Consider the following 24,823-nt stretch of genomic DNA (forward strand, 5'->3'; position numbering starts at 1 on the left):
AGTGCCGGGTGCCCGGGCCGCGCCGTTCAGCGGCTGATCGGCTTGTAGCGCAGGCGCTTCGGCTTCGCGGCTTCCTCGCCGAGGCGCGCACGCTTGTCGGCTTCATATTCCTGGTAGTTGCCGTCGAAGAACGTGACCTGCGAATCGCCTTCGAACGCGAGGATGTGCGTCGCGATACGGTCGAGGAACCAGCGATCGTGCGAGATCACCATCACCGAGCCGGCGAACTCGAGCAGTGCGTCTTCCAGCGCGCGCAGCGTTTCGACGTCGAGGTCGTTCGACGGTTCGTCGAGCAGCAGCACGTTGCCGCCGGAGATCAGGGTCTTCGCGAGGTGCAGGCGGCCGCGTTCGCCGCCGGACAGGTTGCCGACGATCTTCTGCTGGTCGCCGCCCTTGAAGTTGAAGCGGCCGATGTACGCACGCGACGGCGTTTCGTACTTGCCGACCGTCAGCACGTCGGCGCCGCCCGAGATTTCCTCGAACACCGTCTTCGAGCCGTCGAGCGCGTCGCGGCTCTGGTCGACATACGCGAGCTTCACGGTCGGGCCCATCACGACTTCGCCCGAATCCGGCTGTTCCTTGCCGGTCAGCATCCGGAACAGCGTCGACTTGCCGGCACCGTTCGGGCCGATGATGCCGACGATCGCGCCGGCGGGGATCTTCAGGTTCAGGTTGTCGATCAGCAGGCGATCGCCGAACGCCTTGCTGACGTTCTTGAACTCGATCACTTCATTGCCGAGGCGGTCGCCGACCGGAATGAAGATTTCCTGCGTTTCGTTGCGCTTCTGGTATTCCTGGCTATTCAGCTCCTCGAAGCGCGCGATACGCGCCTTCGACTTCGCCTGGCGGCCCTTCGGGTTCTGGCGCACCCACTCCAGTTCCTTCTTGATCGCCTTCTGGCGCGCCGATTCCGATGCTTCTTCCTGCTTCAGGCGCTCTTCCTTCTGGTCGAGCCAGCTGCTGTAGTTGCCCTTCCACGGAATGCCGTGGCCGCGGTCGAGTTCGAGAATCCACTCGGCTGCGTTGTCGAGGAAGTAGCGATCGTGCGTGACGGCGACGACGGTGCCCGGGAAGCGCACCAGGAACTGCTCGAGCCAGTCGACCGATTCGGCGTCGAGGTGGTTGGTCGGCTCGTCGAGCAGCAGCATGTCCGGCTTCTCGAGCAGCAGCTTGCACAGCGCGACGCGGCGCTTTTCGCCGCCCGACAGGTGCTCGATCTTCGCGTCCCACGCCGGCAGGCGCAGCGCGTCGGCGGCCACTTCGAGCTGCTGCTCCGGGCTGCCGCCGTCGCTCGACGCGAGGATCGCTTCGTATTTCGCCTGCTCGGCCGCGAGCGCGTCGAAGTCGGCGTCCGGCTCCGCATACGCGGCGTAGATTTCCTCGAGCTTCTTGTTCGCCTGGAACAGGTCGCCGAGGCCTTCCTCGACGGCTTCGCGCACCGTCTTCGTCGGGTCGAGCTGCGGTTCCTGCGGCAGGTAGCCGATGTTCAGGTTCGGCATCGGCGTCGCTTCGCCTTCGATGTCCTTGTCGACGCCCGCCATGATGCGGATCAGCGTCGATTTGCCCGAGCCGTTCAGGCCGAGCACGCCGATCTTCGCGCCGGGAAAGAACGACAGCGAGATGTCCTTCAGGATCTGGCGCTTGGGCGGCACGATCTTGCCGACCCGGTTCATCGTGAAAACGTATTGGGCCATTTGGGTGTGAAAGTCAGAATGGGTTGAGACTGCCTCGCGGCGCATGGGCCTGCGTGGCGTCGGGTGATTCGGTACGGAGCGTGCCGCGCGGGGCGTGGCGGTGTCGCCGCGGGTTGGCGGCGCGAGCGCGTATTGTACTTCGCCGCCGGCTGCCGCTGGCACCGCGCCGGCCATTCGGCCGACCCGCGTTCACAGCCACGCGGCGACGCCGCCGTGCCCCGAACAGGTGCCGCGCCGATGGCGGCTGAAGCTGTACGTGCCGTCGCGGCAGCGCGCGCTCGCGCCCTCGGGCACGCGGCCCGATTTCGAATGGGCCGGCGCATGGACGGTGTCGCCGTCGCGATTGCGGTACGTGTCGTGCCGGTCGAGGTCGGCTTCGTTGCTGTAGCCGTGGCCGGGTGACGCGCGATACGCGTGCGCCGCAGGCGGCACGGCAGCGCACGCGGCGAACAGCGCGGCGGACAGGGTTGCGATGCGCATCGCGCGGCGGAGCTGGGCAGGCATGGTCTCTCTCCGGATGTTGTTATCTGCTGTCGATCCCGGGCCGCATGTTAGCCGATCGGCTGACGATCGGTGCTGCTGCACCGACGTGCGGCGACGCTACGCCGCGCCGGTCATCGATGCCGCGCCGTCGGCTTGCGCGGCCTCGAGAATCCAGCGGCGGAACGCCGCGACTTTCGTGCGTTCCGCGTGATGCGGCGGATAGACGAGGTAGTACGCGAAGTCGTCGAGCCACGCGATGTCGGCAAGCTGCACGAGCCGGCCGCTCGCGAGCTCGTCGCGCACCATCGCCGCGGGCAGCAGGCCGGCGCCCTGGCCGGCGAGAATCGCCTGCAGCAACAGACCGGAATCGTCGAATGCGGGGCCGCGCGGCGGACCGAAATCGTCGATCCGCTGCGCGTCGAACCAGATGTGCCAGCCCTTGCGCTCCGCGTCGTGCAGATGCGGCCATCCGGCCAGGTCGGCGGGCGTGGCCGGCATGCCCAGCCGCGCGACGAGTGCCGGTGCCGCAAGCGCGACGATCTCCACCGTCAGCAGCCGTTCGCTGCACAAGCCGATGTAACGGCCGAGACCGTGGCGGATCGCGACGTCGACGCCGTCGCGCGAGAAATCGGCGAGTGCATGGCTCGTGACGATCTGCAGGTCGATTTCCGGGCACGCGTCGCGGAACTGCGCGAGGCGCGGCACGAGCCACGCGGACGCGAAAAACGGCGTGACGCTCACCGTCAGCACGCCGCTGTCGGCGGCCCCCGACACGCGCTGCGACGCGTCGGCGATCTGCCGGAACGCGTTGCGCACGGGCGGCAGGTAGTCGCGGCCCGCGGCGGTCAGCAGGATGCCGCGGTTCACGCGCTCGAACAGCTGCACGCCGAGGTGGCGCTCGAGCGTGCGGATCATCTGGCTCACCGCGCCGGGCGTGACCGACAGCTCTTGCGCCGCGGATTTCACCGACAGGTGGCGGGCCGCCGCCTCGAACGCACGCAGCGCGTTGAGGGGCGGCAGGCGGGAACGGTTCATTCAGTTTTTCTAAAGCGAAAGGCCGATGAAATATCGTTTGAGGCAATGGGTGCGCGCGAGTACCGTTGTCGCATCGGATCGCATTCGTCGCGACTGACTTGCGGCGCCGATGCGATCAACATAGTTCAACTATATCCATGAGGCAATTCGGGTGCCGCGCGGCGCCCGGCGGAACCCGGGAGGAGCATCGTCATGAGCGGCCCGCGCGCATCGCGCGTCTTCTACGGCTGGTATGTGGTGGCGGCCGCGTTCGCCGTCACGTTCGTCGGCTTCGGCAGTGCGTACACGTTCAGCGCGTTCGTCGAATCGCTGCAGCGGGATTTCGCCGCGTCGCGCGGGCAGATCTCGCTCGTGTTCTCGCTGGCCGGCTTCCTGTATTTCGGCTTCGGCATCGTCAGCGGCCCGCTTGCCGATCGCTTCGGCTCCCGACGGCTCGCCGTCGCCGGCATGTTGCTGACGGCCGCCGGTCTCGCTGCGGCCGGTGCCGCGCATACGCTGCTGCAGGTCTATGTCGCGTACGGGCTCGGTGTCGGCTTCGGCGTCGGCTGCGCGTATGTGCCGGCCGTCGGTGCCGTGCAACGCTGGTTCGTGCGGCGGCGCGGCTTCGCGTCGGGGCTCGCGGTCGCAGGGATCGGCGTCGGCACGCTGGTGATGCCGCCGCTCGCGTCCGCGCTGATCGCGCACGTCGGCTGGCGAGGCGCGTATGTCACGTTGGCGGCGATCGTGGTGGTGGTGGGCGCGGGCATGTCGCTGCTGATCGAGAACGACCCGCGCGGGCGCGGCTTGCTGCCCGACGGCGATGTGGCGCGTAAGCAAGCGGGCGATGCGCTGCCGGGTGCCGCGTCAGCGGTTCCGGCCGGTGCGACCGTGCGCGAGGCCGTCGCGTCGCGGCCGTTCGCGAGCCTCTACGCGGCGTGTCTCGTGTGCTCGTTCGGCGTCTTCGTGCCGTTCGTGCACCTCGTGCCGTACGCGCTCGATCATGGCGTCGCGCCGTCGACGGCCGTGCTGCTGCTCGGCGCGATCGGCGTCGGCAGCACGGCAGGGCGCTTCTTCCTCGGCGGCCTCGCCGATCGCTTCGGCCGCCGCGCGTCGCTGCTCGCGATGTTCGCGGGCATGGCCGTCGCGCTCGTTGCGTGGGCCGGTGCCGGAAGCGTCGCGACGCTCGCCGCGTTCGCACTCGTGTTCGGCGTGTTCTACGGCGGCTGGGTCGCCGTGCTGCCGGCCGTCGTGATGGACTACTTCGGCGGCCGCAACGTGAGCGCGATCATAGGCGTGCTGTACACGAGCGTTGCGTTCGGCACGCTGATCGGGCCCGCCGCGGCCGGTTTCATCTACGACGCGGGCGGCGGTTATCTCGTGCCGATCCTGGCCAGCGCGGCCGCCAATGCGATTGCGTTCGCGATCGTCGCCACTACCGGACGCGCGCCGCTGACGGCGCGCGCGGCCGGCCGCTAGGCACGCGTCACCGGCCGCGCGGCCTGACACCTCGCAGCTAGGCGCCATCCACGATTTCCGCTACGGTGTGCGGGGCGTCGATCATCGACGGAAGGAGGCGCATCGTGACATTCGACGAAGTGCGACGGATCGCGCTGGCATGGCGCGGTGTCGAGGAGGGCACGTCGTACGGCACGCCCGCGCTCAAGGTGAAGGGCAAGATGCTCGCGCGCTTGCGCGACGACGGTGACACGCTCGTCGTGAAGGGCGTCGGCCCCGACGAGCGCGCGTGGCTGATCGAATCGGAGCCCGACGTCTATTACGTGACGGACCACTACGCGGGCTGGCCCATCGTGCTGGTGCGCCTGTCGGCCGCGCATCCCGACGCCGTGAAAAATCTCCTTCTGCGAGAATGGCAGGCGATCGTGCCGGCCAAATGGCGGGACGAAGGGCCAGGCGCGGCGAATTGAGCGTCCGGGGCGGCGCCTGCGCGCGGCGAACGAACCTTTTCGACGGAACGGGCCGCCGCGATACCGGGGAGCAGCCTCGCCTTCGATTGCCCGATCCCGGCGGGAGCGCCAAGCGGATACCAACCGGACCAACCGTTGCATCGATTCACATCGATGCAACAAGTGGTTCCATCGAAATTCTTCAATTGGTTCTTAGTGAAGAACCGTTTGATGCTTACACTCGTTCGCTTCGAAGGCGGCTGACCGACAGCCGACGGAAAGGGCGCACGCGATGCGCCGGCATCCCCGAGTGCCGCATCGCACCCGCAGCTTCGCAGACTGCGTCGCGCACCGACCGAAACAGGCTCGATCCGGCTTTCTGCCCGCATGCCGCGCACGCGCGGCGGGCTGCCGGGTTCAACAACGACAACTCCCCGCGCCGCCTTCACGAGACCCCCGGTCGTACCGGAATCGTTTTTTGGAGAGAGACATATGAGTGGAAGCAACACAGGCCTCGGCACGGGCCTGAAGCAGCGTCACGTGACGATGATGTCGATTGCCGGCGTCATCGGCGCGGGCTTGTTCGTCGGCTCCGGCCACGCGATCGCCGAGGCCGGCCCGGCTTCGATCCTCGCGTATGCGATCGCGGGCGTGCTGGTCGTGCTGGTGATGCGCATGCTCGGCGAGATGGCCGTCGCGCATCCGGACAGCGGTTCGTTCTCGACCTACGCCGATCGCGCGATCGGCCACTGGGCAGGCTTCACCATCGGCTGGCTGTACTGGTGGTTCTGGGTGCTCGTGATCCCGATCGAGGCGACGGCCGCCGCGACCATTCTCAATGCGTGGTTCCCCGGCGTCGCGACCTGGATCTTCGCGCTCGGCATCACGCTGCTGCTGACAATCACCAACCTCTTCTCGGTCAAGAACTACGGCGAATTCGAATTCTGGTTCGCGCTGATCAAGGTCGTCGCGATCGTCGTGTTCCTGTGCATCGGCGGTGCGGCGATCGTCGGCATCGTTCCTGCGCCGGCCGTGTCGGGCGTGTCGAACCTGTTCGCGCATGACGGCTTCATGCCGCACGGCGCCGGCGCGGTGCTCGCGGCGATGCTGACGACGATGTTCTCGTTCCTCGGCACCGAGATCGTGACGATCGCGGCCGCCGAATCGGATAACCCGCAACGCCAGATCGTGCGTGCGACGAACTCGGTGATCTGGCGCATCACGCTGTTCTATCTCGGCTCGATCCTCGTCGTCGCGGCCATCGTGCCGTGGAACGATCCGCTGCTGCCGAAGCACGGTTCGTATCAGCGCGCGATGGAGCTGATCGGCGTGCCGAACGCGAAGGCGATCATCGACGTGATCGTGCTCGTGTCGGTCGCGAGCTGCCTGAATTCCGCGCTGTACACCGCGTCGCGGATGCTGTTCTCGCTGTCCCGGCGCAAGGACGCGCCCGCGTTCCTGCACCGCACCGATTCGACCGGCACGCCGCGTGCGGCCGTGCTCGCATCGACGGCGTTCGGTTTCCTGACCGTGATCGCCAACTACCTGATGCCGGAACAGGTGTTCGGCTTCCTGCTGGCGACGTCGGGTGCGATCGCGCTGCTCGTGTATCTCGTGATCGCGATCTCGCAGCTGCGGATGCGCAAGACGCTCGAATCGGGCGGCGCCGACCTGCCGCTGCGGATGTGGCTGTTCCCGTGGCTCACGTGGGCGGTGATCCTGTTCATTTGCGGTACGCTGACCGTGATGTTCGTCAGCGAGGAACACCGGATGGAAGTGGGGGCGACGGCCGTGCTGGCGCTGATCGTGCTGTTTGCCGCGTGGGTGAACAAGCGGGGGCGTGATGCGCGGGCAGGAGCGGGGCGGCGGGTATCGGCGATGTGATGGAGTGAAGTGATGGCGGGCGGAAAGCCCGCGTCGCGAAACATGGCCCGATCGGTAATTTCCCGGTCGGGCCGTTTTTTTATCCAATGCGGCGGCTGAAGGTAACGCGTGACGCGTTGTGAGAGACGAGAAGCAAGCCGTAATTAGCGCGTAATAATCGAACTCGTCTGATTTCATCGACAAAGACTTGCTCTTACATTGATCGCTTCGATTACCGAGGTGAATCGATGAATGAATCAATTTGGGGCGCTTTGTCGATGGTCGGCATTATCGGGCAGGGCCTGATATCCAATTGCGCGAGCGATACGCTTTTTCATTCGTCGACCGTGTCGAAGTCGAAACAATGACTGGGCGTTCGACAACTCGCGTCAGCATCGCTTTCTCCGCCCTCGACGGATTCCGGCTCAACGGCACCTATTTCCCCGCGGCCGACGGCGATCGTTCCCCCGTGCTCATCTGCCCTGCGACAGGAATCCGGCAGTCTTTTTACTTCCTGTTCGCGGATTGGCTGAGCAAAGCCGGACATTCGACGTTCGTATTCGATTACCGAGGGATCGGCGCGTCGCTCGATACCGGTCACGTCCGCGACTCCCGTGCGCGGAAACAGGACTGGGGGCAGCTCGACATGCCGGCGGCGCTCGACTGGCTGCTTGGCGAAACCGGTGCGCGCGACGCCCATTTGATCGGACATAGCGCAGGCGCACAATTGGTCGGCCTGATGCCGAATCATGCGTCGGTTCGTTCGTTGTGCGCAATCTCCGCGTCTTCCGGCTATGTCGGCAACATTCGCTGGCCAAAACGTTTCGCGGCGTTGTTGCTTGCGCATATGTATGTGCCGCTTTCCGTTCGTTTGCTCGGGTACGTTCCGGCTAAAGCACTCGGCTGGGGTGATGATCTGCCGCCGCGCGTCGGAATTCAGTGGGCCCGATGGTGCAGTCGGCCGGGATATGTGGCAAACGAATTCGGATCAGGGGTGGCGCGCCACTACTACGACGAATTTACCGCTCCGGTCATCGTTGTGGCCGCAACCGACGACCCCCTTGCCACGCCAGCCAATATCGCAGACTGGCTGCGCCTGCTGCCGAGAGCCAAGTCCGACGTCCACTTCATCCATCCCGACAACCCCGACGGCCGAGCAATCGGGCACGTCGGCATGTTCCGGCGCGAGCATTCGTCGCTGTGGCCGGAACTCACCAGGGGATTGCTGCGCTGACGGCACGTGTCGCTTTCACCCTCTCATCAGGAGACCACGATGGATGATTCAAGTGAAATGAAATCGCGCTTCAAGGCCGTTAGAAACGAGGCGAAGGAGACGCGTGCGTCGCTTTACCATCTCACGAATCAATGCAACCTTCGTTGCAAAGGGTGCTGGTTTTTCGAGAACGAATTCGATACGGCATCACACGAGTTGAACGATGCGCTTCGCTTTGAGCAGCGTGTGAAGGAGGAGGCTGCGCGCGGGATCAATGCGCCGCTGTTGATCGGCGGCGAGCCCGCATTGCATCTCGATCGGATACGGATGTTCCGGAAACACATGCCGAAGGTATCCGTATCGACGAACGGGCTTCGAAGAATCCCGTATGAAGGTTTCGAGGACATCACCATCGCGATTTCCGTATTTGGCGGTGGGCCACTCGACGACGAATTGCGTGCGATCGGCCCGAACGGAAAGCGCTTCACCGGCTTGCTCGGCAAGGCATTGGCAAACTATCGCGATGACGAGCGTGCGGGTTTTGTCTACGCAGTGACGATTGACGGTATTGCGTACATCGAGGAAACGGTGCGCAAGATTCGAGATAATGGGAATCGGTTGCTGTTCAATTACTACAGCCCCTACGACATTGAAGGTCCGCTGCGGCGGCGGGGGGAGGAGCAGTTGCTGGACGTGCTGCTCGACTTGAAGGCGAAATACCCTGAAACCATTGCAAGCCATCCCTATTATCTGGCCGCCCTGATGCGGGGCGAGACCGCTTGGGGAGTATTCAATGCTGCGAGTTGTCCGAGCGTCAGTGAGGATCATCCGCAAAACGTGGATCGTTTCGCATCAGGGTGGCCCGCACTACCGAGCTTCAATGCGTATCGCGCCGATTTTGCCTCGCTTGCGCGCTGTTGTACGTCAGGAGAATGCGCGAAGTGTCGCGACAGTCAGGCCGTGATTTCCTGGTTGCTGGTCAACGCCAGGCATGTACTGAAGGAAGACGACGGGCTCCGGACTTGGACGGAGGTGGCAGAAAGCTATTTCAGTCAGTTTGTCTGGTCGAAATACCATCCGCGCAACCGTATCGAGCACGCGTCGGTTCGCGCAATCCAATGCGACAGCGTCGAGTAGTCAGCATGCCGCTGGCATAGCCGGATCGAAACCCGACGAGCCTGTTACGACGCGGCCGGTGTGCCGAAAAGAAAAAAGCCCGCATGAGCGGGCTTTTCTCTGAAGCGATCACGCAACGTTCAGACGTTGAACAGGAAGTTCATCACATCCCCGTCGTGCACGACATATTCCTTCCCTTCCGCGCGCATCTTGCCGGCTTCCTTCGCACCCTGTTCGCCCCTGTAGGAAACGAAGTCGTCGAACGCGATCGTCTGCGCGCGAATGAAGCCGCGCTCGAAGTCGGTGTGGATCACGCCGGCCGCTTGCGGTGCCGTGTCGCCGATGTGGATCGTCCACGCGCGCACTTCCTTCACGCCCGCGGTGAAATAGGTCTGCAGGCCGAGCAGCTTGAAGCCCGCGCGAATCACGCGGTCGAGGCCCGGCTCTTCCATGCCCATGTCGGCGAGGAACGCTTCCTTGTCCGCATCGTCGAGATCGGCGATTTCCGCCTCGATCGCCGCACACACCGCGACCACCGGCGAATTCTCGCTTTCCGCGTACTTGCGCACCGCGTCGAGGTGCGGGTTGTTCTCGAAGCCGTCGTCCTTCACGTTCGCGACGTACATCGCCGGCTTCGCGGTGATCAGGCAGAACGGCTTGAGCAGCGCCTGCTCTTCGTCCGACAGATCGAGGCCGCGCACGGCCTTGCCCTGGTCGAGGTGCGCGCGCACCTTCTCGAGCACCGCGGCGAGCTTCACCGCTTCCTTGTCGTTGCCCGACTTCGCGGCCTTCGAGTAGCGCGTGAGCGCCTTCTCGACGGTGGCGAGGTCGGCGAGCGCGAGCTCGGTGTTGATCACTTCGATGTCGTCGATCGGGCTGACCTTGCCGGCGACGTGGATGACGTTGTCGTCCTCGAAGCAGCGCACGACGTGCGTGATCGCATCGGTTTCGCGGATGTTCGCGAGGAACTGGTTGCCGAGGCCTTCACCCTTGCTCGCGCCCGCGACGAGGCCGGCGATGTCGACGAATTCGACGACGGCCGGCACGACGCGCTCGGGCTTCACGATTTCGGAGAGCGCCTTCAGGCGCGTGTCGGGCACTTCGACGATGCCGACGTTCGGCTCGATCGTGCAGAACGGGTAGTTCTCGGCGGCGATGCCGGCCTTGGTCAGCGCATTGAACAGGGTGGACTTGCCGACGTTGGGCAAGCCGACGATGCCGCATTTGAGGCTCATGGAATCCTTCGGACCGGTGAGGCGGCGCGGCCGGACAAAGCGCGGCGGCGCGGGAAAAATAGGGACGGCCGGCGCCTGGGGCGCGGCGGGCCGATGTTCGAAGCCGCTATTGTACCGTGCCGACGCCCCGGTTTCCGGCCTTGCCCCGGAACGCCAGATGCGACGGGCCGCCGCGCGGCCGGCCCGGCCCGCGATTCTGCTGATTTCCCGCAAAGTCCGGCCGCGTAAGGGATTGGCCCGGCGGCTATAATGCCCGCCATGACTGCCCACCACACCTTCGACGTCGCCGTGGTCGGCGGCGGGCTCGTCGGCAAGACGGCCGCGCTCGCGCTGACCCAGTCCGGCTACAAGACCGCCTTGCTCGCCCAGCCGGCGGCGCCGCGCCCCGCCGATCTCGCGTTCGACACGCGCATCTACGCGCTGTCGTCCAGCTCGCAGGCATTGCTGGAGCGGCTGCGGGTCTGGCAGGCGCTCGACCATGGCCGGCTCGCGCCGGTCTACGACATGCGGGTGTACGGCGACGCCCATGCGGAACTGCATTTCTCCGCCTACCAGGCGTCCGTTCCGCAGCTTGCGTGGATCGCCGAATCGTCACTGATCGAGACGTCGCTCGACGCCGCGCTGCGGTTCCAGCCGAACCTCACGTGGTTCGATGCGCGCGCGCAAGGCTTCGACGTGCGCGACGATGCGGCCGTGCTCACGCTGTCGTCGGGGCAAGTGCTCGAAGCGGACCTCGTGGTCGGCGCGGACGGCGCGCATTCCTGGGTGCGTTCCCAGATGGGGGCGAGGATCGAGCGGCGCGATTACCGTCAGACGGGCGTCGTCGCGAACTTCAAGGCATCGCTTCCGCACCGCGAGACCGCCACCCAATGGTTCCGCGACGGCGAAATCATCGCGCTGCTGCCGCTGCCGGATGGTCACGTGTCGCTCGTGTGGTCCGCACACACCGCGCACGCGGACGAACTGCTCGCGCTCGATCCCGCGCAACTCGCGGCCGAAGTCGAGCGCGTGTCGCACGGGCAGCTCGGTACGCTCGAATGCGTGACGCCGGCCGCCGGTTTCCCGCTCGCGCTGCAGACCGTCGACAAGCTGATCGCCCCGCGCGTCGCGCTCGTCGGCGATGCCGCACACCTGATCCACCCGCTCGCGGGGCAGGGGATGAATCTCGGCTTGCGCGACGTCGCGGCGCTCGCCGATGCGATCGCGAACAAGGAATCCTTCCGCAACCTCGGCGACACGGTGCTGCTGCGCCGCTACGAGCGTTCGCGCCGCGAGGACATCCGCGCGCTGATGGTCGCGACCGACGGGCTGCAGCGGCTGTTCGCGGTGCCCGGCTCGTTCGCGAAGGCGGTGCGCAATGCGGGCATGGCGTTCGTCGGCGCGCAGCCGCTCGTGAAGCGCTGGCTCGTATCGGGCGCGCTCGGCTGATCGAACCTTCGCGCGCCCGGCCTGTCGGACAGGGCTCCGTTACGGCGTACACTGTGACGTGCACTCCGATTGAGCTGAAGGAACAACAGGATGAAAAAAACGATCCGCATCGCGTCGCTGGCGCTGGCCGTCACGATGGCGACGCTCGGCTGCACCGCGCAGGCCGACCAGACCACCGACAAGTTGAAAGCCACGCTGCAAGCGCGTCTGGGCAGCGACGCGCCGATCAAGAGCGTGTCGAAATCGCCGGTCGCGGGCCTGTACGAAGTGAACCTCGGCACGCAGATCATCTATAGCGATGCAGCCGGCGACTACGTGCTGCTCGGCGATCTCGTCGACACCAAGACGCACAAGAACCTGACCGACGCGCGCCTGTCCGACCTGAACAAGATCGACTTCGCGAGCCTGCCGCTCGCGAACGCGATCAAGGTGGTCAAGGGCAACGGCGCACGCAAGATCGCGGTGTTCTCCGATCCGAACTGCCCGTACTGCAAGCGGCTCGAGACGACGCTTCAGTCGGTCGACAACGTGACCGTCTACACGTTCCTGTACCCGGTGCTGTCGCCCGATTCGACCACGAAGTCGAAGGCGATCTGGTGCGCGACCGACCGCGCGAAAAGCTGGGAAGGCTGGATGCTCGAGCATCGCGCGCCGTCCGGCGCCGGCAACTGCGATACGAGTGCGCTCGACAAGAACCTCGCGCTCGGCCGCGGGATGAACGTGACGGGCACGCCGACGATCTTCCTGCCCGACGGCCGTCGCCTGCCGGGCGCGGTGTCGGCCGATCAGCTGAACCAGGCGCTCGCGTCGAGCAAGTAACCGACCGGCACGCCGGGCCGCATGGCCCGGCCAGCGAGGGGCGCCCGTGGTATCTGCCGGCGCCTCTCTTCGTTTCCGCCGCCATATTCCGTCCGATTTCCGACCGATTGCCACGATGACCCAGCCGATCCGTTATTCGATTGCCCCGAAAGATCTTGCCGCGCACCTGTTCGAAGTGTCGGTGACGGTCACCGATCCCGATCCCGAAGGTCAGCGCTTCTCGCTGCCGGTATGGATTCCCGGCAGCTACCTCGTGCGCGAGTTCGCGCGCAACATCGTGACGCTTGCCGCATTCAACGACGCGGGCCGCAAGGTGCGGATCGCAAAAACCGACAAGAACACGTGGCAGGCCGCGCCGGTGAACGGCACGCTGACGCTGCGCTACGACGTGTACGCGTGGGATCTGTCGGTCCGCTCCGCGTATCTCGACGAATCGGGCGGTTTCTTCAACGCCACGGCCGTGTTCCTGAGCGTCGCCGGCCGCGAGGATGCACCGTGCGAAGTCGACATCGCGAAACCGGCGGGCGCGGCGTTCCGCACATGGCGCGTCGGCACGTCGCTGCCCGAGGCGCGCGGCACCAGGCGCTACGGGTTCGGCGCATATCGGGCCGCGAACTATGACGAACTCACCGACCATCCGGTGACGATCGGCGAATTCGCGCTCGCGACGTTCGACGCGCACGGCGTGCCGCACGACATCGTGATCGCCGGGCGCGTGACGCAGCTCGACATGGAACGACTGCGCGCCGACCTGAAGCGCGTGTGCGAAGCGCAGATCGCGCTGTTCGAGCCGAAATCGAAGAAGGCGCCGATGGACCGCTACGTGTTCATGACGCTCGCGGTCAGCGACGGCTACGGCGGCCTCGAGCACCGTGCGTCGACCGCGCTGATCTGCAACCGCACCGATCTGCCGGTGAAGGGCCGGTCGGAAACGACGGAAGGCTATCGCACGTATCTCGGCCTGTGCAGCCACGAGTATTTCCACACGTGGAACGTGAAGCGCATCAAGCCGGCCGCGTTCGTGCCGTACGACCTCGCGCGGGAGAACTACACGTCGCTGCTGTGGCTGTTCGAGGGCTTCACGTCGTATTACGACGACCTGATGCTCGTGCGCAGCGGGCTGATGTCGCAGGACGAGTATTTCGCGGCGCTCGGCCGTACCGTCGGCGGCGTGCTGCGCGGCACGGGGCGCCTGAAGCAAAGCGTCGCGGACAGCTCGTTCGACGCGTGGATCAAGTATTACCGCCAGGACGAGAACGCGACCAACGCGATCGTCAGCTATTACACGAAGGGTTCGCTCGTCGCGCTCGCCTTCGATCTCGCGATCCGCGCGCAGACGCGCGACCGCAAGTCGCTGGACGACGTGATGCGTCTGCTGTGGCAGCGCTACGGCCGTGAGTTCTATCGTGGCAAGCAGGCGGGCGTCGAGGAAAACGAGGTCGAGGCGCTGATCGAGGAGGCGACGGGCGTGGCCCTCGGCCGACTGTTCGCCGACGCCGTGCACGGCACGCGCGACCTGCCGCTCGCCGAACTGCTCGCGCCGTTCGGCGTGACGCTCGCGCCCGAGGTCGCGGCTGGCGCGGCCGCGAAACCGACGATCGGCGCGCGTCTGCGCGGCGGGGCGGACTGCACGCTGGCGGCGGTGTACGAGGGCGGCGGCGCGCATCGCGCGGGGCTGTCGGCCGGCGACACGCTGATCGCGCTCGACGGGCTGCGCGTCACCGGCACGAATCTCGACGCGCTGCTCGCGCGCTACCGGCCGGGCGACAAGGTCGAAGTGCACGCATTCCGCCGCGACGAGCTGCGGACCGCGAAGCTGAAGCTGGACGGGCCTGAAGTCATGCGCTACCGGCTCACGGCGGCCGCGAAACCGGCCGCCGCGCGCAAGGCCAGGGAAGCGTGGCTGAAGGGCTGATCCTGCACGAGCGGCTTTAGGGGCGCGACCATCGATTGTTCTGCTGGTGCAACAATCCGTCGCCCCTGAGCCGCTTTTTCGCGACGATGCGGCCACGCACAATGGCGTCACTCGCGCTACCGAAGCGCAGCCCAACTGGAGCCTGACATGACGACCATTCTGCAAATCAATTCCGCGGCGCGCTCGCAAGGTGCGCAATCCACGCTGCTGGCCAACGAACTGACGGCAAAGCTGCAACAATCGAACGCTGGCGCCAACGTCGTGGTTCGCGACCTGCTGGCCGACGGTCTGCCGCACCTCGACGAATCGGTACTCGGCGCATTCTTCACGCCGGCCGACCAGCGCAGCGCGGAACAGAATGCGATCGTCGCGAAGAGCGATGCGCTGATCGCCGAACTGCAAGCCGCCGACATCATCGTGATCGGTGCGCCGATGTACAACTTTGGCGTCTCGTCGCAACTGAAGGCGTATTTCGACTGGATCGCCCGCGCAGGCGTCACGTTCCGCTACACCGAGAACGGTCCGGAAGGGCTGATCAAGGGCAAGAAGGTCTACGTGGTGACGGCACGCGGCGGCAAGTACCTCGGTACCCCGAATGACAGCCATACGCCGTACCTGCGCACGTTCCTCGGCTTCATCGGCTTGACCGACGTGAGCTTCATCCACGCGGAAGGCCTGAACCTCGGGCCGGATTCGCAGAGCGCGGCACTCGCCAGCGCACGCGAAGCGATCGCTGCCGCGTAAGGCCCGCACGGGTGCATCGCACCCGCGTTGCATCGCCGGATGAAAGAACGCCGCGTCCCGAAAGGGCGCGGCGTTTTGCGTGGTGCGGGTAAAAGCGGAACGCGATTACGCGAGCGTTTCGGCCACTTCCGGCAAGCGCCAGTCGACCGGCTCGCGGCCCGCTTCGACGAGATAGTCGTTCGCGAGCGCGAAGTGGCGGCAACCGAGGAAGCCTCGGTGCGCGGACAGCGGTGACGGATGCGGCGCCTCGAGCACACAGTGGGCGCTCGCATCGAACAGCGCGCGCTTTGCCTGCGCGTGCGCGCCCCACAGCATGAACACGAGCCCGCGATGGCGATTGGCCAGTTCGTGGATCAGCGTGTCCGTGCATTGCTCCCAGCCGCGCTTCGCGTGGCTCGCGGCCGCGCCGCGCTCGACCGTCAGCACGGTGTTGAGCAACAGCACGCCCTGGCGCGCCCAAGTGTCGAGGCAGCCGTGGCGCGGCGTGTCGTGACCGAAATTCGCGGCGATTTCCTTGAAGATGTTGCGCAGCGACGGCGGCGTGCGGACGGCCGGCGGCACCGAGAACGCCAGGCCGTGCGCCTGCGGTGTGCCGCGATCGTCGCCGTGGTAGGGATCCTGGCCGAGAATCACGATCTTCACGTCGTCCGGGCTCGTCAGGCGCAGCGCGCGGAACACGTCGGTCGGGTAGACCGTCTTGCCAGCCGCGCGCTCGTCGTCGACGAAGCGGCACAGCGGCGCATACGCGTCGCTGTCGGTGAACGGTTTCAACACGTCGCGCCAGACTGCCGGCAGCGCGTCGAACTGCGCGGCGAGGTGAGGAATGTTCGCGCCGACGGGGCGCGCGGGTTGCGGCGCGGCGGAAACCGGGGCGCCTGCCGCGGCCTTCCTTGCGGGCTTGCGCCCGGCAGCGGCCGGCGCGGGTGCCATGGCGGAAACATCGTCCTGCGCCGTTTCCGGCACGGGATCGTCGAACAGCGACGCCTGCTGCGGCGTGCGGAGAGTCTTGCGGGTTGCCATGCGTGATGCGTGTTTATTGCGCGCGCAGCCGGTAGCCGCGCTGCGCCTTGCTGATGTTTTCGGGGGCGAGGCCCGGCAGCGCTTGCTGCAGTTCGGCGGCGAGCGTCGCGAGCGCCGCTTCCGGGCCGTCGATCAGTTCGAGTTCGATTTCGCTGATCGGTTCGCGGCGCGTATCGTTTTCCGTCTGGACGACGATCTCGCCGACGTCGACCGCAGCCTCGACGGTTGCACCGGCGATTGCGATGCGCCACAGCGTACGCGAAAAATCCGTCCGGAACAGTGCGTGCAGCGCCGGCGCCGCGTCGCGCAGTGCGGCGGCAGCGTCCGGCACGTCGCACGCAGCGACGAGCGCGTCGATTTCGAGCGCATCGCCGGCAACGGGCAACTCCCATTCGTGGCGGCTATGCAGGCCGTCTTGCGCGCTGCCGACCGTCTTGAAGGTCTGCAGCCAGCCATGCGGCGTGCGGCGCACGCGCACCGCGCTCTTTGAACGGGCCAGCGCGAGATCGGGCGTGTCGTAGTAGACGTTCGCGAGCGTGATGACGTCGCCGTCTTCGCCGGTCAGCGTGGCGAAAAAGCGCCGCGCGGCATCGGCCTGACCGGCCGGCAGCGCGAGCTTGATTTCCGTTTCGATCGCCATCAGAAGAACATCCGCGCGAGTTCCTCGCCCGGCTGGTCGGCGCGCATGAACGCTTCGCCGACGAGGAACGCGTTCACGTTCGCCGCGCGCATCGTGTCGACGTCGGCGCGCGACAGGATCCCGGACTCGGTCACGACAATCCGTTCCGGCGGAATCATGTCGAGCATGTCGAGCGTGGTCTGGATCGTCGTCTCGAATGTGCGCAGGTTGCGGTTGTTGATGCCGAGCAGCGGTGTCTTCAGCGTCAGCGCCTGTTCCATCTCGTCGCGGTCGTGGACTTCGACCAGCACCGCGAGGCCGAGCGAGTGCGCATACGCCTCGAGGTCCTGCATCAGCGGCGTGTCGAGCGCGGCCGCGATCAGCAGGATCGCGTCGGCGCCCATCGCGCGTGCTTCGAGGATCTGGTACGCGTCGACGATGAAGTCCTTGCGTAGCACCGGCAGCGTGCAGGCCGCGCGCGCTTCCTCGAGATAGCGGACGCTGCCCTGGAAGAACTGCTCGTCGGTCAGCACCGACAGGCACGCGGCGCCGTGGGCCGCATACGAGCGCGCGATGTCGGCCGGCACGAAATGCTCGCGCAGCACGCCCTTCGACGGGCTCGCCTTCTTCACTTCGGCGATCACCGCCGCGTGGCCGGCCGCCTGCTTCGCGCGCAGTGCGCCGACGAAGTCGCGCAGGTCACGCGCCGATGCTTCCAGTTTCAGTGCCTCGAGCGGCGCGCTGCGCATGGCCGCCGCGACTTCTTCGCGCTTGACGGCGATGATTCGGTCGAGAATGTCGCTCATGTGGGTTCCTGCTTGATTCGTAAGGGGAGTCAGCGCTTGAACTGCTGCGTGAAGCGCACGAGTTCGTCGACCTTCGCGCGCGCCTTGCCGCTCGCGATCGCTTCGCGGGCGAGCTGGATGCCGTCCGCGATCGATTCGGCGATATTGGCCGCGTAGAGCGCGGTGCCCGCGTTCAGTGTAACGATTTCGCGTGCGACACCCGGCTGGTTGTCCAGCGCGCCGAGCAGCATCGTGCGCGATTCCTCGGCATTTTCCACCTTCAGCGTGCGGTTCGACACCATCTGCAGGCCGAAGTCTTCCGGATGGATCTCGTACTCGTGCACCTGGCCGTCGCGCAATTCGCCGACGAGCGTCGCGGCGCCGAGCGACACTTCATCCATCCCGTCCTTGCCGTACACCACCAGCACGTGCTGCGCGCCGAGACGTTGCATCACGCGCACCTGGATGCCGACGAGGTCGGGGTGGAACACGCCCATCAGCTGGTTCGGCGCGCCGGCCGGATTGGTCAGCGGGCCGAGAATGTTGAAGATCGTCCGCACGCCCAGCTCGCGGCGCACGGCAGCGATGTTCTTCATCGCCGGGTGGTGGTTCGGCGCGAACATGAAGCCCATCCCGGTTTCGGCGATCGACGCGGCAACCTGGTCGGGCTGCAGGTCGATGTTCACGCCGAGCGCGTCGAGCACGTCGGCGCTGCCGGACTTGCTCGACACGCCGCGGTTGCCGTGCTTCGCGACCTTCGCGCCGGCCGCGGCCGCGATGAACATCGACGCGGTCGAGATGTTGAACGTGTGCGAGCCGTCGCCGCCCGTGCCGACGATGTCGACGAAGTTCGAGTTGTCCTGCACCTCGACGTGATTCGCGAATTCGCGCATCACGGTCGCGGCGGCGGCGATCTCGCCGATCGTCTCCTTCTTCACGCGCAGCCCGGTGATGATCGCGGCCGCCATCACGGGCGACATGTCGCCGCGCATGATGAGCCGCATCAGGTGCAGCATCTCGTCGTGGAAGATTTCGCGGTGCTCGATCGTGCGCTGCAGCGCTTCCTGCGGGGTAATCGTCATCGTGCGTCTCCCGTCAGGCGGCCGGCGCGGCCGCGTGGGCCGCGGCGCGATTCTGCTTCAGGAAATTCTCGAGCAGCGCATGGCCGTGCTCGGAGAGGATCGATTCCGGGTGGAACTGCACGCCTTCGATCGGCAGCGTCTTGTGGCGCACGCCCATGATCTCGCCGTCGTCGGTCCACGCGGACACCTCGAGGCAGTCGGGCAGCGACTCGCGTTCGATCGCGAGCGAGTGGTAGCGCGTGACGTCGAAATGCTTCGGCAGGTCGGCGAACACGCCGCGGCAGTCGGTTTCGATCCGGCTCACCTTGCCGTGCATGATGGTCTTCGCGCGCACCACGCGGCCGCCGAACGCTTCGCCGATCGCCTGGTGGCCGAGGCAGACGCCGAGAATCGGCTTCTTGCCCGCGAATTCGCGCAGCACGTCGAGCGTGATGCCCGCGTGCTGCGGGTTGCTCGGGCCGGGCGACAGGCAGATGGCGTCGGGGTTCAGCCGCGCGATGTCGTCGAGCGTGATTTCGTCGTTGCGGTACGTGTGCACGTCCTCGCCCAGTTCGCCGAAGTACTGGACCAGGTTGTAGGTGAACGAGTCGTAGTTGTCGATCATGAGCAGCATGGTCAGTCTCCGGTCAGAAGTCGCTATCGAGGCCGTCCTGGACCTGTTCGGCCGCACGCAGCACCGCGCGAGCCTTGTTTTCGGTCTCTTGCCATTCGGATTCGGGCACCGAATCGGCGACGACGCCTGCCGCCGCCTGCACATACAGGTTGCCGTTGTGGATCAGGCCGGTGCGGATCGCGATCGCGAGATCCATCTCGCCCGAGAACGACAGGTAGCCGACGGCACCGCCGTACAGCCCGCGCTTGACAGGCTCGAGCTCGTCGATCAGTTCCATCGCGCGCACCTTCGGCGCGCCGGACAGCGTGCCGGCCGGGAACGTCGCGCGCAGCACGTCGTAGTTCGTCATGCCGGGCTTGAGCTTGCCTTCGACCGAGCTGACGATGTGCTGCACGTGCGAGTACTTCTCGATCACCATCTTGTCGGTGACCTGCACCGAGCCGATCTGCGCGATGCGGCCGACGTCGTTGCGCGCGAGGTCGATCAGCATCACGTGCTCGGCGATTTCCTTCGGATCGTTCAGCAGTTCGGTCGCGAGTTCCGCATCGCGTTCGGGCGTGTTGCCGCGCGGGCGCGTGCCGGCGAGCGGACGGATCGTGACGATCTGGTCTTCGCCGCGCTTTTCCTGGCGCACCAGGATTTCCGGCGACGCGCCGACCACGTGGAAATCGCCGAAGTTGTAGTAATACATGTACGGTGACGGATTCAGCGAGCGCAGCGCGCGATACAGCGACAGCGGATTGTCGCGGTAGGGCTTCGTCAGCCGCTGGCCAACCTGGATCTGCATCAGTTCGCCGGCCGCGATGTATTCCTTCGCCTGGCGCACGGCGGCCAGATAGTCTTCCTTCTTGAATTCGCGGAACGTCTCGGTGCGCACGCTCGCCGACGTGACGGGCGGCTGTACGGTCGTACGCAGGCGCTGCTTCAGCTCGCGCAGGCGTTGCTTCGCCTTCGTATAGGCCTCGGGCTGGGCCGGATCCGCATAGATGATCAGGTAGAGCTTGCCGGCGAGGTTGTCGATCACCGCGACTTCTTCGGTGAGCAGCAGCTGGATGTCGGGCAGGCCGAGATCGTCGCGCGGCGCGGTGTTCGCGAGCTTCTTCTCGATGTAGCGCACCGCGTCGTAGCCGAAATAGCCGGCGAGGCCGCCGCAGAAGCGCGGCAGGCCCGGGCGCTGCGCGACCTTGAAGCGCGCCTGGAACGACTCGATGAATTCGAACGGGTCGCCGTCGTGCGTCTCGACGACCTCGCCGTCGCGCACCACTTCGGACACGCCGTTGCGGGTGCGCACCAGCGTGCGTGCGGGCAGGCCGATGAACGAATAGCGGCCGAAGCGTTCGCCGCCGACCACCGACTCGAGCAGGAACGAGTTGGCGCCCGCACGTTCAGGCTGGGCCAGCTTCAGGTAGAGGGACAGCGGTGTTTCGAGGTCGGCGAGCGCTTCCGCGATCAGCGGGATACGGTTGTAGCCTTCGTTCGCGAGCGATTGGAATTCGAGTTCGGTCATGTTCCGGTCCTGTTCGGGACGAGCGGCGGTGTGCGCCAGGGATCACTTGACGCTGCGCGGGCTGCCGTCGGCGAAAGGGCGGTCGATCGAGAAGTGCCTGTTGCCGGCCGGCATTCCGGGCGTGAGCGTCGCGAGCCTGCGGCCGATCCTGAACGCAAGCGTTCGGGCGCGGTAGAACTCGAGGTGGTGCGACGATCGGCGCGCGGATGCGCAGCGAGATAAAAAACGGCGCTGAAGACGTGCCTCAGCGTACCTCACCGAAGAGGTTAGCGCGACCAGCGACGCCAGGGCCAGGCTCCCCGGTCGATGCTGCTCAGACTCCGTTTTTTATTCAGAAACATGCGGATGGAAGAAATAATCAGATGGTTGGCCGGCCGGCGTTGTGCGCGGTGATCGCGCGTGCTGCGACCAGCAACGAATCGACTATACCATCCGAATTTATCGTTTGTATAGCCTTGCCGTGGTTGTACCCGTACGGCACCGTCAGCGTCGCCATGCCGGCCGCACGGCCCGCCAGCGCGTCGTTTTCCGAGTCGCCGATCGCGACCGCCGCGTCCGGCGCGACGCCGAGCGCGTCGCAGGCCGCCAGCATCGGCAGGGGATCAGGCTTCTTGCGCGCGACGCTGTCGCCGCCGAGCACGATGCCGAAGCGATCGATCAACCCGTATTGCTCGAGCAGCTCGACCGCGAAGCGGTGCGGCTTGTTCGTCACGCACGCGAGCCGGATGCCGGCCGCGCGCAACGCGTCGAGACCGGCCGCGACCTCGGGATAGAGGCGCGTGTGACGGCCGTTGATCTTTGCGTACTCGGTTTGATAGATCGCGAGCGCGTCGTCGAAGCGTGCGTGCGCTTCGTCGGGCGTGAAGCGCGGCTTCAGCACGCTCTGGATCAGATGCTCGGAGCCCTTGCCGACGTAACCGATCACCTCGTCGCGCGACGTGGCCGGCGCACCGAGCTGCGCGAGCATGCCGTTCAGCCCGGCCGTGAAATCGTCGGCCGTATCGACCATCGTGCCGTCGAGGTCGATCAGCGCCGCATCGATGCGCGGCGCCGCGAAACGGATCGGGCCGTCGGCTTCGGCCGGTGCCCGACCCGCCAGCGAGGAATCGGCCACGGCGTCAGCTCCGCTCGACGGTAGCGAGCGCGGCGCGCATCTCGTCGATCACCGCGCGGTAGTCGGGCTTGCCGAAGATCGCCGAACCCGCGACGAAGGTGTCCGCGCCGGCTGCCGCGATTTCCGCGATGTTGTCGGCCTTCACGCCGCCGTCCACCTCGAGCAGGATCTCGCGGCCGGTGCGCTCGGTGTACGCGTCGATGCGGGCACGCGCTTCCCGCAGCTTGTTCAGCGTTTCCGGAATGAACGACTGGCCGCCGAAGCCGGGGTTCACCGACATCAGCAGCACGAAGTCGAGGCGATCCATCACGTGGTCGAGATAGTTCAGCGGCGTGGCGGGATTGAACACGAGGCCGGCCTTGCAGCCGTGATCGCGGATCAGCGACAGCGTACGATCGATGTGGTCCGAGCCTTCCGGGTGGAAGCTGATCAGGTTCGCGCCGGCTTTCGCGAAATCGGGCACGATCCGGTCGACCGGGCGCACCATCAGGTGCACGTCGATCGGCACCTGCACGTGCGGGCGGATCGCCTCGCAGACGAGCGGGCCGATCGTCAGGTTCGGCACATAATGGTTGTCCATCACGTCGAAGTGAATCCAGTCGGCGCCGGCGGCGACCACGTTGCGGACTTCTTCGCCGAGCCGTGCAAAGTCGGCCGACAGGATGCTGGGAGCGATGCGGAATTGAGTCATGACAGGGGAGCGGGGACGCTGCGGCGCAAAACCGTCATTCTACCGTCCGGCGACCCGCTGCGCGGCGACAGGCCGTGCGGTTGCGGCCCGATTGCGCATAGAATGCCGAACCAATGCGGCGCGCCCGCGGCCTGGCCGCTCGAGTTGGCGCGGGTGCTTACCTACAGCGGAAACATCATGAGTCAGTATCAGTTCACCGTTTCGGTGAAAACCAGCTACCTGCCGGAACAATCCGACCCCGATCGACGTCAATATGCATTCGCGTACACGCTGACCATCCGCAATACCGGGCAGGTCGCGGCGCAGCTGATCGCGCGTCACTGGATCATCACGGACAGCGAAAACCACGTGCAGGAAGTGAAGGGGCTCGGCGTCGTCGGGCACCAGCCGCTGCTGCAGCCGGGCGAACACTTCGAATACACGAGCTGGGCCGTGATCGCGACGCCGGTCGGCACCATGCGCGGCGCGTACTTCTGCGTGGCGGAGGACGGCGAGCGGTTCGAGGCGCCGGTCGAGGAATTTGCGCTGCACATGCCGCGCACGCTGCATTGAGCGTGCGGGCGGGGCGATCAGCGCGGCTGGCGGTCGTTGCCGCGGGCATGCTTCTTCCTGCCCGACGACGTCCACACGACGATGAAGATCAGCAGGGCGAGCGCTACGAAAGCTTCGAGCGCGAAGATGAGCATCGGATATTGGTCGAGAAAATCTGACATGGCGGTTTCCATCAAGAACGGACATTGTATGTGGTTTGGGCCCCGGCTGGCCGGCTGGGTTGTAGCGGCCGCGACGGCCGCACTGCTTGCCGCGTGCGGCGGCGCGCCGACGCGAACGTCGACGCTCAAGCCGCCGACCGGCACGGCGATCGTGCCGGGGCAGATCGCCGCGAAGCGGCTGACGCCGGTCGCCTGGCAGCAGGTGCCCGGCTGGCAGGACGATTCGCTGATCGGCGCGGCGGCCGCGCTGCGGCAGAATTGCGTGCGGCTCGCGCGCCAGCCGGCGTGGCAGCGCGCCTGCGCGGCGGCCGATCGCCTCGACGAACTCGACGTCAGCGGCGCGCGGGCATTCTTCGAAACGTATTTCACGCCGTTTCAGCTGGCGAACACCGACGGCACGCTCGACGGGCTCGTGACCGGCTACTACGAGCCGCTGCTGCACGGCTCGCGCGTGCGTCGCGGCCCTTACCAGTACGCGCTGTACCGCTGGCCGGCAGGCTATCGCGCCGGCGCCGCGCTGCCCGCTCGCGCGCAGCTCGAGCGCGCCGGCATCCTGAACGGCAACGAACTCGTGTGGGTCGACGATCCGATCGAGGCGTTCTTCCTGCAGGTGCAGGGTTCCGGACGCGTGCTGCTCGACGACGGCTCGGTGATGCGGGTCGGTTTCGGCGGGACCAACAACCAGCCGTACCGTTCGATCGGCAAGTGGCTGCTCGATCGCGGCGAGTTGACGCCTGCACAGGCGACGATGCAGGGCATCAAGGCGTGGGCGAAGGCGAACCCGACTCGCGTCGACGCGTTGCTCGACACGAATCCGCGCTTCGTGTTCTTCCGTGACATGCCGACCAAGGAAGATGCGCCGCACGGCGGTGCGGACGGCCCGATCGGCGCGCTCGGCGTGCCGCTCACGCCCGAGCGTTCGATCGCGGTCGATCCTTCGTCGATCCCGCTCGGCACGCCCGTGTTCCTGCAGACCACGCGTCCGTTGACGAATACGCCGATGAACCGGCTCGTGTTCGCGCAGGATACGGGCTCGGCGATCCGGGGCGGCGTGCGGGCCGACTATTTCTGGGGGCTCGGCGACGACGCCGGCGATCAGGCCGGGCGGATGAAGCAGACCGGCCGGATGTGGCTGCTGTTCCCGAATTCGTGATGTTCGTGATGCGCGGCGGTGCCGGCGTGCACGTGTAGCCGGGCATCGAGACGAAACAGCCCGATCGGTTTATTGGCCGGTTCGGGCTGTTTTTTTGT

The 24,823-nt window shown here is 66.3% G+C and carries 25 protein-coding genes; 12 read left to right on the plus strand and 13 right to left on the minus strand.

What is annotated here, in order from left to right:
* Positions 1 to 26 precede the first annotated feature (26 nt).
* The 3 genes from ettA to gcvA form a co-directional block, all read right to left on the minus strand.
* A complete protein-coding gene (gene ettA, locus ACP26O_RS02280) occupies positions 27 to 1,694 on the minus strand; it encodes an energy-dependent translational throttle protein EttA (protein ID WP_006752677.1) in 1,668 nt (555 codons plus the stop codon).
* A gap of 189 nt (positions 1,695 to 1,883) precedes the next feature.
* Entirely contained in the window at positions 1,884 to 2,198 is a 315-nt protein-coding gene (locus ACP26O_RS02285) for a DUF3761 domain-containing protein (RefSeq protein WP_175665974.1), read from the minus strand.
* A 96-nt stretch (positions 2,199 to 2,294) separates the two neighbouring features.
* Positions 2,295 to 3,212: a transcriptional regulator GcvA gene (gcvA, locus tag ACP26O_RS02290; protein WP_175665973.1), complete on the minus strand. Its 918-nt coding sequence runs from the start codon at positions 3,210 to 3,212 to the stop codon at positions 2,295 to 2,297.
* A 192-nt stretch (positions 3,213 to 3,404) separates the two neighbouring features.
* Between gcvA and ACP26O_RS02295 the strand changes: the two genes are divergently transcribed.
* The 5 genes from ACP26O_RS02295 (at position 3,405) to ACP26O_RS02315 (ending at position 9,308) form a co-directional block, all read left to right on the plus strand.
* Positions 3,405 to 4,667: an MFS transporter gene (locus ACP26O_RS02295; RefSeq protein WP_175665972.1), complete on the plus strand. Its 1,263-nt coding sequence runs from the start codon at positions 3,405 to 3,407 to the stop codon at positions 4,665 to 4,667.
* 104 nt (positions 4,668 to 4,771) lie between these two features.
* Entirely contained in the window at positions 4,772 to 5,116 is a 345-nt protein-coding gene (locus ACP26O_RS02300) for an MmcQ/YjbR family DNA-binding protein (RefSeq protein ID WP_105834587.1), read from the plus strand.
* Positions 5,117 to 5,587: 471 nt separating this feature from the next.
* Entirely contained in the window at positions 5,588 to 6,979 is a 1,392-nt protein-coding gene (gene gabP / locus ACP26O_RS02305; RefSeq protein WP_175665971.1) for a GABA permease, read from the plus strand.
* 292 nt (positions 6,980 to 7,271) lie between these two features.
* Complete coding sequence (locus ACP26O_RS02310; protein WP_244103694.1) at positions 7,272 to 8,192, plus strand: alpha/beta hydrolase family protein; 921 nt, start codon at positions 7,272 to 7,274, stop codon at positions 8,190 to 8,192.
* 39 nt (positions 8,193 to 8,231) lie between these two features.
* Positions 8,232 to 9,308: a radical SAM protein gene (locus ACP26O_RS02315; RefSeq protein WP_175665970.1), complete on the plus strand. Its 1,077-nt coding sequence runs from the start codon at positions 8,232 to 8,234 to the stop codon at positions 9,306 to 9,308.
* Between the two features lie 119 nt (positions 9,309 to 9,427).
* On the opposite strand, the gene ychF is transcribed toward ACP26O_RS02315, so the two are convergent.
* A complete protein-coding gene (gene ychF, locus ACP26O_RS02320) occupies positions 9,428 to 10,522 on the minus strand; it encodes a redox-regulated ATPase YchF (RefSeq protein ID WP_175665969.1) in 1,095 nt (364 codons plus the stop codon).
* 249 nt (positions 10,523 to 10,771) lie between these two features.
* Between ychF and ACP26O_RS02325 the strand changes: the two genes are divergently transcribed.
* The 4 genes from ACP26O_RS02325 (at position 10,772) to ACP26O_RS02340 (ending at position 15,428) form a co-directional block, all read left to right on the plus strand.
* Positions 10,772 to 11,950: a UbiH/UbiF family hydroxylase gene (locus ACP26O_RS02325; RefSeq protein ID WP_426356285.1), complete on the plus strand. Its 1,179-nt coding sequence runs from the start codon at positions 10,772 to 10,774 to the stop codon at positions 11,948 to 11,950.
* A gap of 90 nt (positions 11,951 to 12,040) precedes the next feature.
* Positions 12,041 to 12,769, plus strand: a complete 729-nt coding sequence (locus ACP26O_RS02330; protein ID WP_012363004.1) for a DsbC family protein — start codon at positions 12,041 to 12,043, stop codon at positions 12,767 to 12,769.
* 115 nt (positions 12,770 to 12,884) lie between these two features.
* A complete protein-coding gene (locus ACP26O_RS02335) occupies positions 12,885 to 14,684 on the plus strand; it encodes a M61 family metallopeptidase (protein WP_175665968.1) in 1,800 nt (599 codons plus the stop codon).
* Positions 14,685 to 14,831: 147 nt separating this feature from the next.
* Entirely contained in the window at positions 14,832 to 15,428 is a 597-nt protein-coding gene (locus ACP26O_RS02340) for an FMN-dependent NADH-azoreductase (RefSeq protein WP_011655867.1), read from the plus strand.
* Positions 15,429 to 15,533: 105 nt separating this feature from the next.
* Here ACP26O_RS02340 and ACP26O_RS02345 read toward each other — a convergent pair whose 3' ends face one another.
* Genes ACP26O_RS02345 through trpE form a run of 6 tightly spaced genes read right to left on the minus strand, consistent with a single transcriptional unit; the run spans position 15,534 to position 21,054 of the window.
* The gene (locus tag ACP26O_RS02345; RefSeq protein WP_175665967.1) at positions 15,534 to 16,448 is read right to left on the minus strand and encodes a uracil-DNA glycosylase; all 915 of its coding nucleotides are present in this window, start codon (positions 16,446 to 16,448) and stop codon (positions 15,534 to 15,536) included.
* Positions 16,449 to 16,461: 13 nt separating this feature from the next.
* Positions 16,462 to 17,088, minus strand: a complete 627-nt coding sequence (locus ACP26O_RS02350; protein WP_175665966.1) for a CYTH domain-containing protein — start codon at positions 17,086 to 17,088, stop codon at positions 16,462 to 16,464.
* Entirely contained in the window at positions 17,088 to 17,873 is a 786-nt protein-coding gene (trpC, locus tag ACP26O_RS02355; RefSeq protein WP_175665965.1) for an indole-3-glycerol phosphate synthase TrpC, read from the minus strand. The genes ACP26O_RS02350 and trpC overlap by 1 nt, the downstream gene beginning before the upstream one ends.
* A 29-nt stretch (positions 17,874 to 17,902) precedes the next feature.
* Complete coding sequence (trpD, locus tag ACP26O_RS02360) at positions 17,903 to 18,934, minus strand: anthranilate phosphoribosyltransferase (RefSeq protein WP_012363010.1); 1,032 nt, start codon at positions 18,932 to 18,934, stop codon at positions 17,903 to 17,905.
* A 13-nt stretch (positions 18,935 to 18,947) separates the two neighbouring features.
* A complete protein-coding gene (locus ACP26O_RS02365; protein ID WP_011655872.1) occupies positions 18,948 to 19,547 on the minus strand; it encodes an aminodeoxychorismate/anthranilate synthase component II in 600 nt (199 codons plus the stop codon).
* A 13-nt stretch (positions 19,548 to 19,560) separates the two neighbouring features.
* The gene (trpE, locus tag ACP26O_RS02370) at positions 19,561 to 21,054 is read right to left on the minus strand and encodes an anthranilate synthase component I (RefSeq protein WP_011655873.1); all 1,494 of its coding nucleotides are present in this window, start codon (positions 21,052 to 21,054) and stop codon (positions 19,561 to 19,563) included.
* Between trpE and ACP26O_RS02375 the strand changes: the two genes are divergently transcribed.
* On the plus strand, positions 21,053 to 21,229 hold the full coding sequence (locus tag ACP26O_RS02375) for a hypothetical protein (protein ID WP_175701416.1): 177 nt from the start codon (positions 21,053 to 21,055) through the stop codon (positions 21,227 to 21,229). The genes trpE and ACP26O_RS02375 overlap by 2 nt on opposite strands.
* 183 nt (positions 21,230 to 21,412) lie before the next feature.
* Here ACP26O_RS02375 and ACP26O_RS02380 read toward each other — a convergent pair whose 3' ends face one another.
* A complete protein-coding gene (locus ACP26O_RS02380) occupies positions 21,413 to 22,168 on the minus strand; it encodes a phosphoglycolate phosphatase (RefSeq protein ID WP_175665964.1) in 756 nt (251 codons plus the stop codon).
* Positions 22,169 to 22,172: 4 nt separating this feature from the next.
* Positions 22,173 to 22,859, minus strand: a complete 687-nt coding sequence (gene rpe, locus ACP26O_RS02385; RefSeq protein ID WP_105834578.1) for a ribulose-phosphate 3-epimerase — start codon at positions 22,857 to 22,859, stop codon at positions 22,173 to 22,175.
* Positions 22,860 to 23,036: 177 nt separating this feature from the next.
* On the opposite strand from rpe, the gene apaG reads away from it, so the two are divergent.
* Positions 23,037 to 23,411 carry a Co2+/Mg2+ efflux protein ApaG gene (gene apaG, locus ACP26O_RS02390; RefSeq protein ID WP_011655875.1) on the plus strand — a complete coding sequence of 125 codons (375 nt, stop codon included), beginning with the start codon at positions 23,037 to 23,039 and terminating at the stop codon, positions 23,409 to 23,411.
* A 17-nt stretch (positions 23,412 to 23,428) separates the two neighbouring features.
* Here the strand turns inward: apaG and ACP26O_RS02395 are convergent, their stop codons facing one another.
* Positions 23,429 to 23,572 (minus strand): hypothetical protein, encoded by a 144-nt coding sequence (locus ACP26O_RS02395; protein WP_006758475.1) that lies wholly within the window; start codon positions 23,570 to 23,572, stop codon positions 23,429 to 23,431.
* A 28-nt stretch (positions 23,573 to 23,600) separates the two neighbouring features.
* Here ACP26O_RS02395 and mltA point away from each other — a divergent pair, with 28 nt between their 5' ends.
* On the plus strand, positions 23,601 to 24,725 hold the full coding sequence (gene mltA / locus ACP26O_RS02400; RefSeq protein ID WP_244099053.1) for a murein transglycosylase A: 1,125 nt from the start codon (positions 23,601 to 23,603) through the stop codon (positions 24,723 to 24,725).
* Positions 24,726 to 24,823 lie beyond the last annotated feature (98 nt).

Source organism: Burkholderia sp. R-40, assembly GCF_049942845.1.
Classification (GTDB): domain Bacteria; phylum Pseudomonadota; class Gammaproteobacteria; order Burkholderiales; family Burkholderiaceae; genus Burkholderia; species Burkholderia ambifaria.

Coding starts and splice junctions, on each gene's coding strand:
- ACP26O_RS02335 (WP_175665968.1), top strand. CDS start 12,885: ATGACCCAGCCGATCCGTTATTCGATTGCCCCGAAAGATCTTGCCGCG.
- trpC (WP_175665965.1), bottom strand. CDS start 17,873: ATGAGCGACATTCTCGACCGAATCATCGCCGTCAAGCGCGAAGAAGTC.
- ACP26O_RS02325 (WP_426356285.1), top strand. CDS start 10,772: ATGCCCGCCATGACTGCCCACCACACCTTCGACGTCGCCGTGGTCGGC.
- ACP26O_RS02345 (WP_175665967.1), bottom strand. CDS start 16,448: ATGGCAACCCGCAAGACTCTCCGCACGCCGCAGCAGGCGTCGCTGTTC.
- ettA (WP_006752677.1), bottom strand. CDS start 1,694: ATGGCCCAATACGTTTTCACGATGAACCGGGTCGGCAAGATCGTGCCG.
- gcvA (WP_175665973.1), bottom strand. CDS start 3,212: ATGAACCGTTCCCGCCTGCCGCCCCTCAACGCGCTGCGTGCGTTCGAG.
- ACP26O_RS02375 (WP_175701416.1), top strand. CDS start 21,053: ATGTTCCGGTCCTGTTCGGGACGAGCGGCGGTGTGCGCCAGGGATCAC.
- ACP26O_RS02365 (WP_011655872.1), bottom strand. CDS start 19,547: ATGCTGCTCATGATCGACAACTACGACTCGTTCACCTACAACCTGGTC.
- rpe (WP_105834578.1), bottom strand. CDS start 22,859: ATGACTCAATTCCGCATCGCTCCCAGCATCCTGTCGGCCGACTTTGCA.
- ychF (WP_175665969.1), bottom strand. CDS start 10,522: ATGAGCCTCAAATGCGGCATCGTCGGCTTGCCCAACGTCGGCAAGTCC.
- trpD (WP_012363010.1), bottom strand. CDS start 18,934: ATGACGATTACCCCGCAGGAAGCGCTGCAGCGCACGATCGAGCACCGC.
- ACP26O_RS02350 (WP_175665966.1), bottom strand. CDS start 17,088: ATGGCGATCGAAACGGAAATCAAGCTCGCGCTGCCGGCCGGTCAGGCC.
- trpE (WP_011655873.1), bottom strand. CDS start 21,054: ATGACCGAACTCGAATTCCAATCGCTCGCGAACGAAGGCTACAACCGT.
- ACP26O_RS02395 (WP_006758475.1), bottom strand. CDS start 23,572: ATGTCAGATTTTCTCGACCAATATCCGATGCTCATCTTCGCGCTCGAA.
- apaG (WP_011655875.1), top strand. CDS start 23,037: ATGAGTCAGTATCAGTTCACCGTTTCGGTGAAAACCAGCTACCTGCCG.
- ACP26O_RS02295 (WP_175665972.1), top strand. CDS start 3,405: ATGAGCGGCCCGCGCGCATCGCGCGTCTTCTACGGCTGGTATGTGGTG.
- gabP (WP_175665971.1), top strand. CDS start 5,588: ATGAGTGGAAGCAACACAGGCCTCGGCACGGGCCTGAAGCAGCGTCAC.
- ACP26O_RS02285 (WP_175665974.1), bottom strand. CDS start 2,198: ATGCCTGCCCAGCTCCGCCGCGCGATGCGCATCGCAACCCTGTCCGCC.
- mltA (WP_244099053.1), top strand. CDS start 23,601: ATGTGGTTTGGGCCCCGGCTGGCCGGCTGGGTTGTAGCGGCCGCGACG.
- ACP26O_RS02315 (WP_175665970.1), top strand. CDS start 8,232: ATGGATGATTCAAGTGAAATGAAATCGCGCTTCAAGGCCGTTAGAAAC.
- ACP26O_RS02330 (WP_012363004.1), top strand. CDS start 12,041: ATGAAAAAAACGATCCGCATCGCGTCGCTGGCGCTGGCCGTCACGATG.
- ACP26O_RS02340 (WP_011655867.1), top strand. CDS start 14,832: ATGACGACCATTCTGCAAATCAATTCCGCGGCGCGCTCGCAAGGTGCG.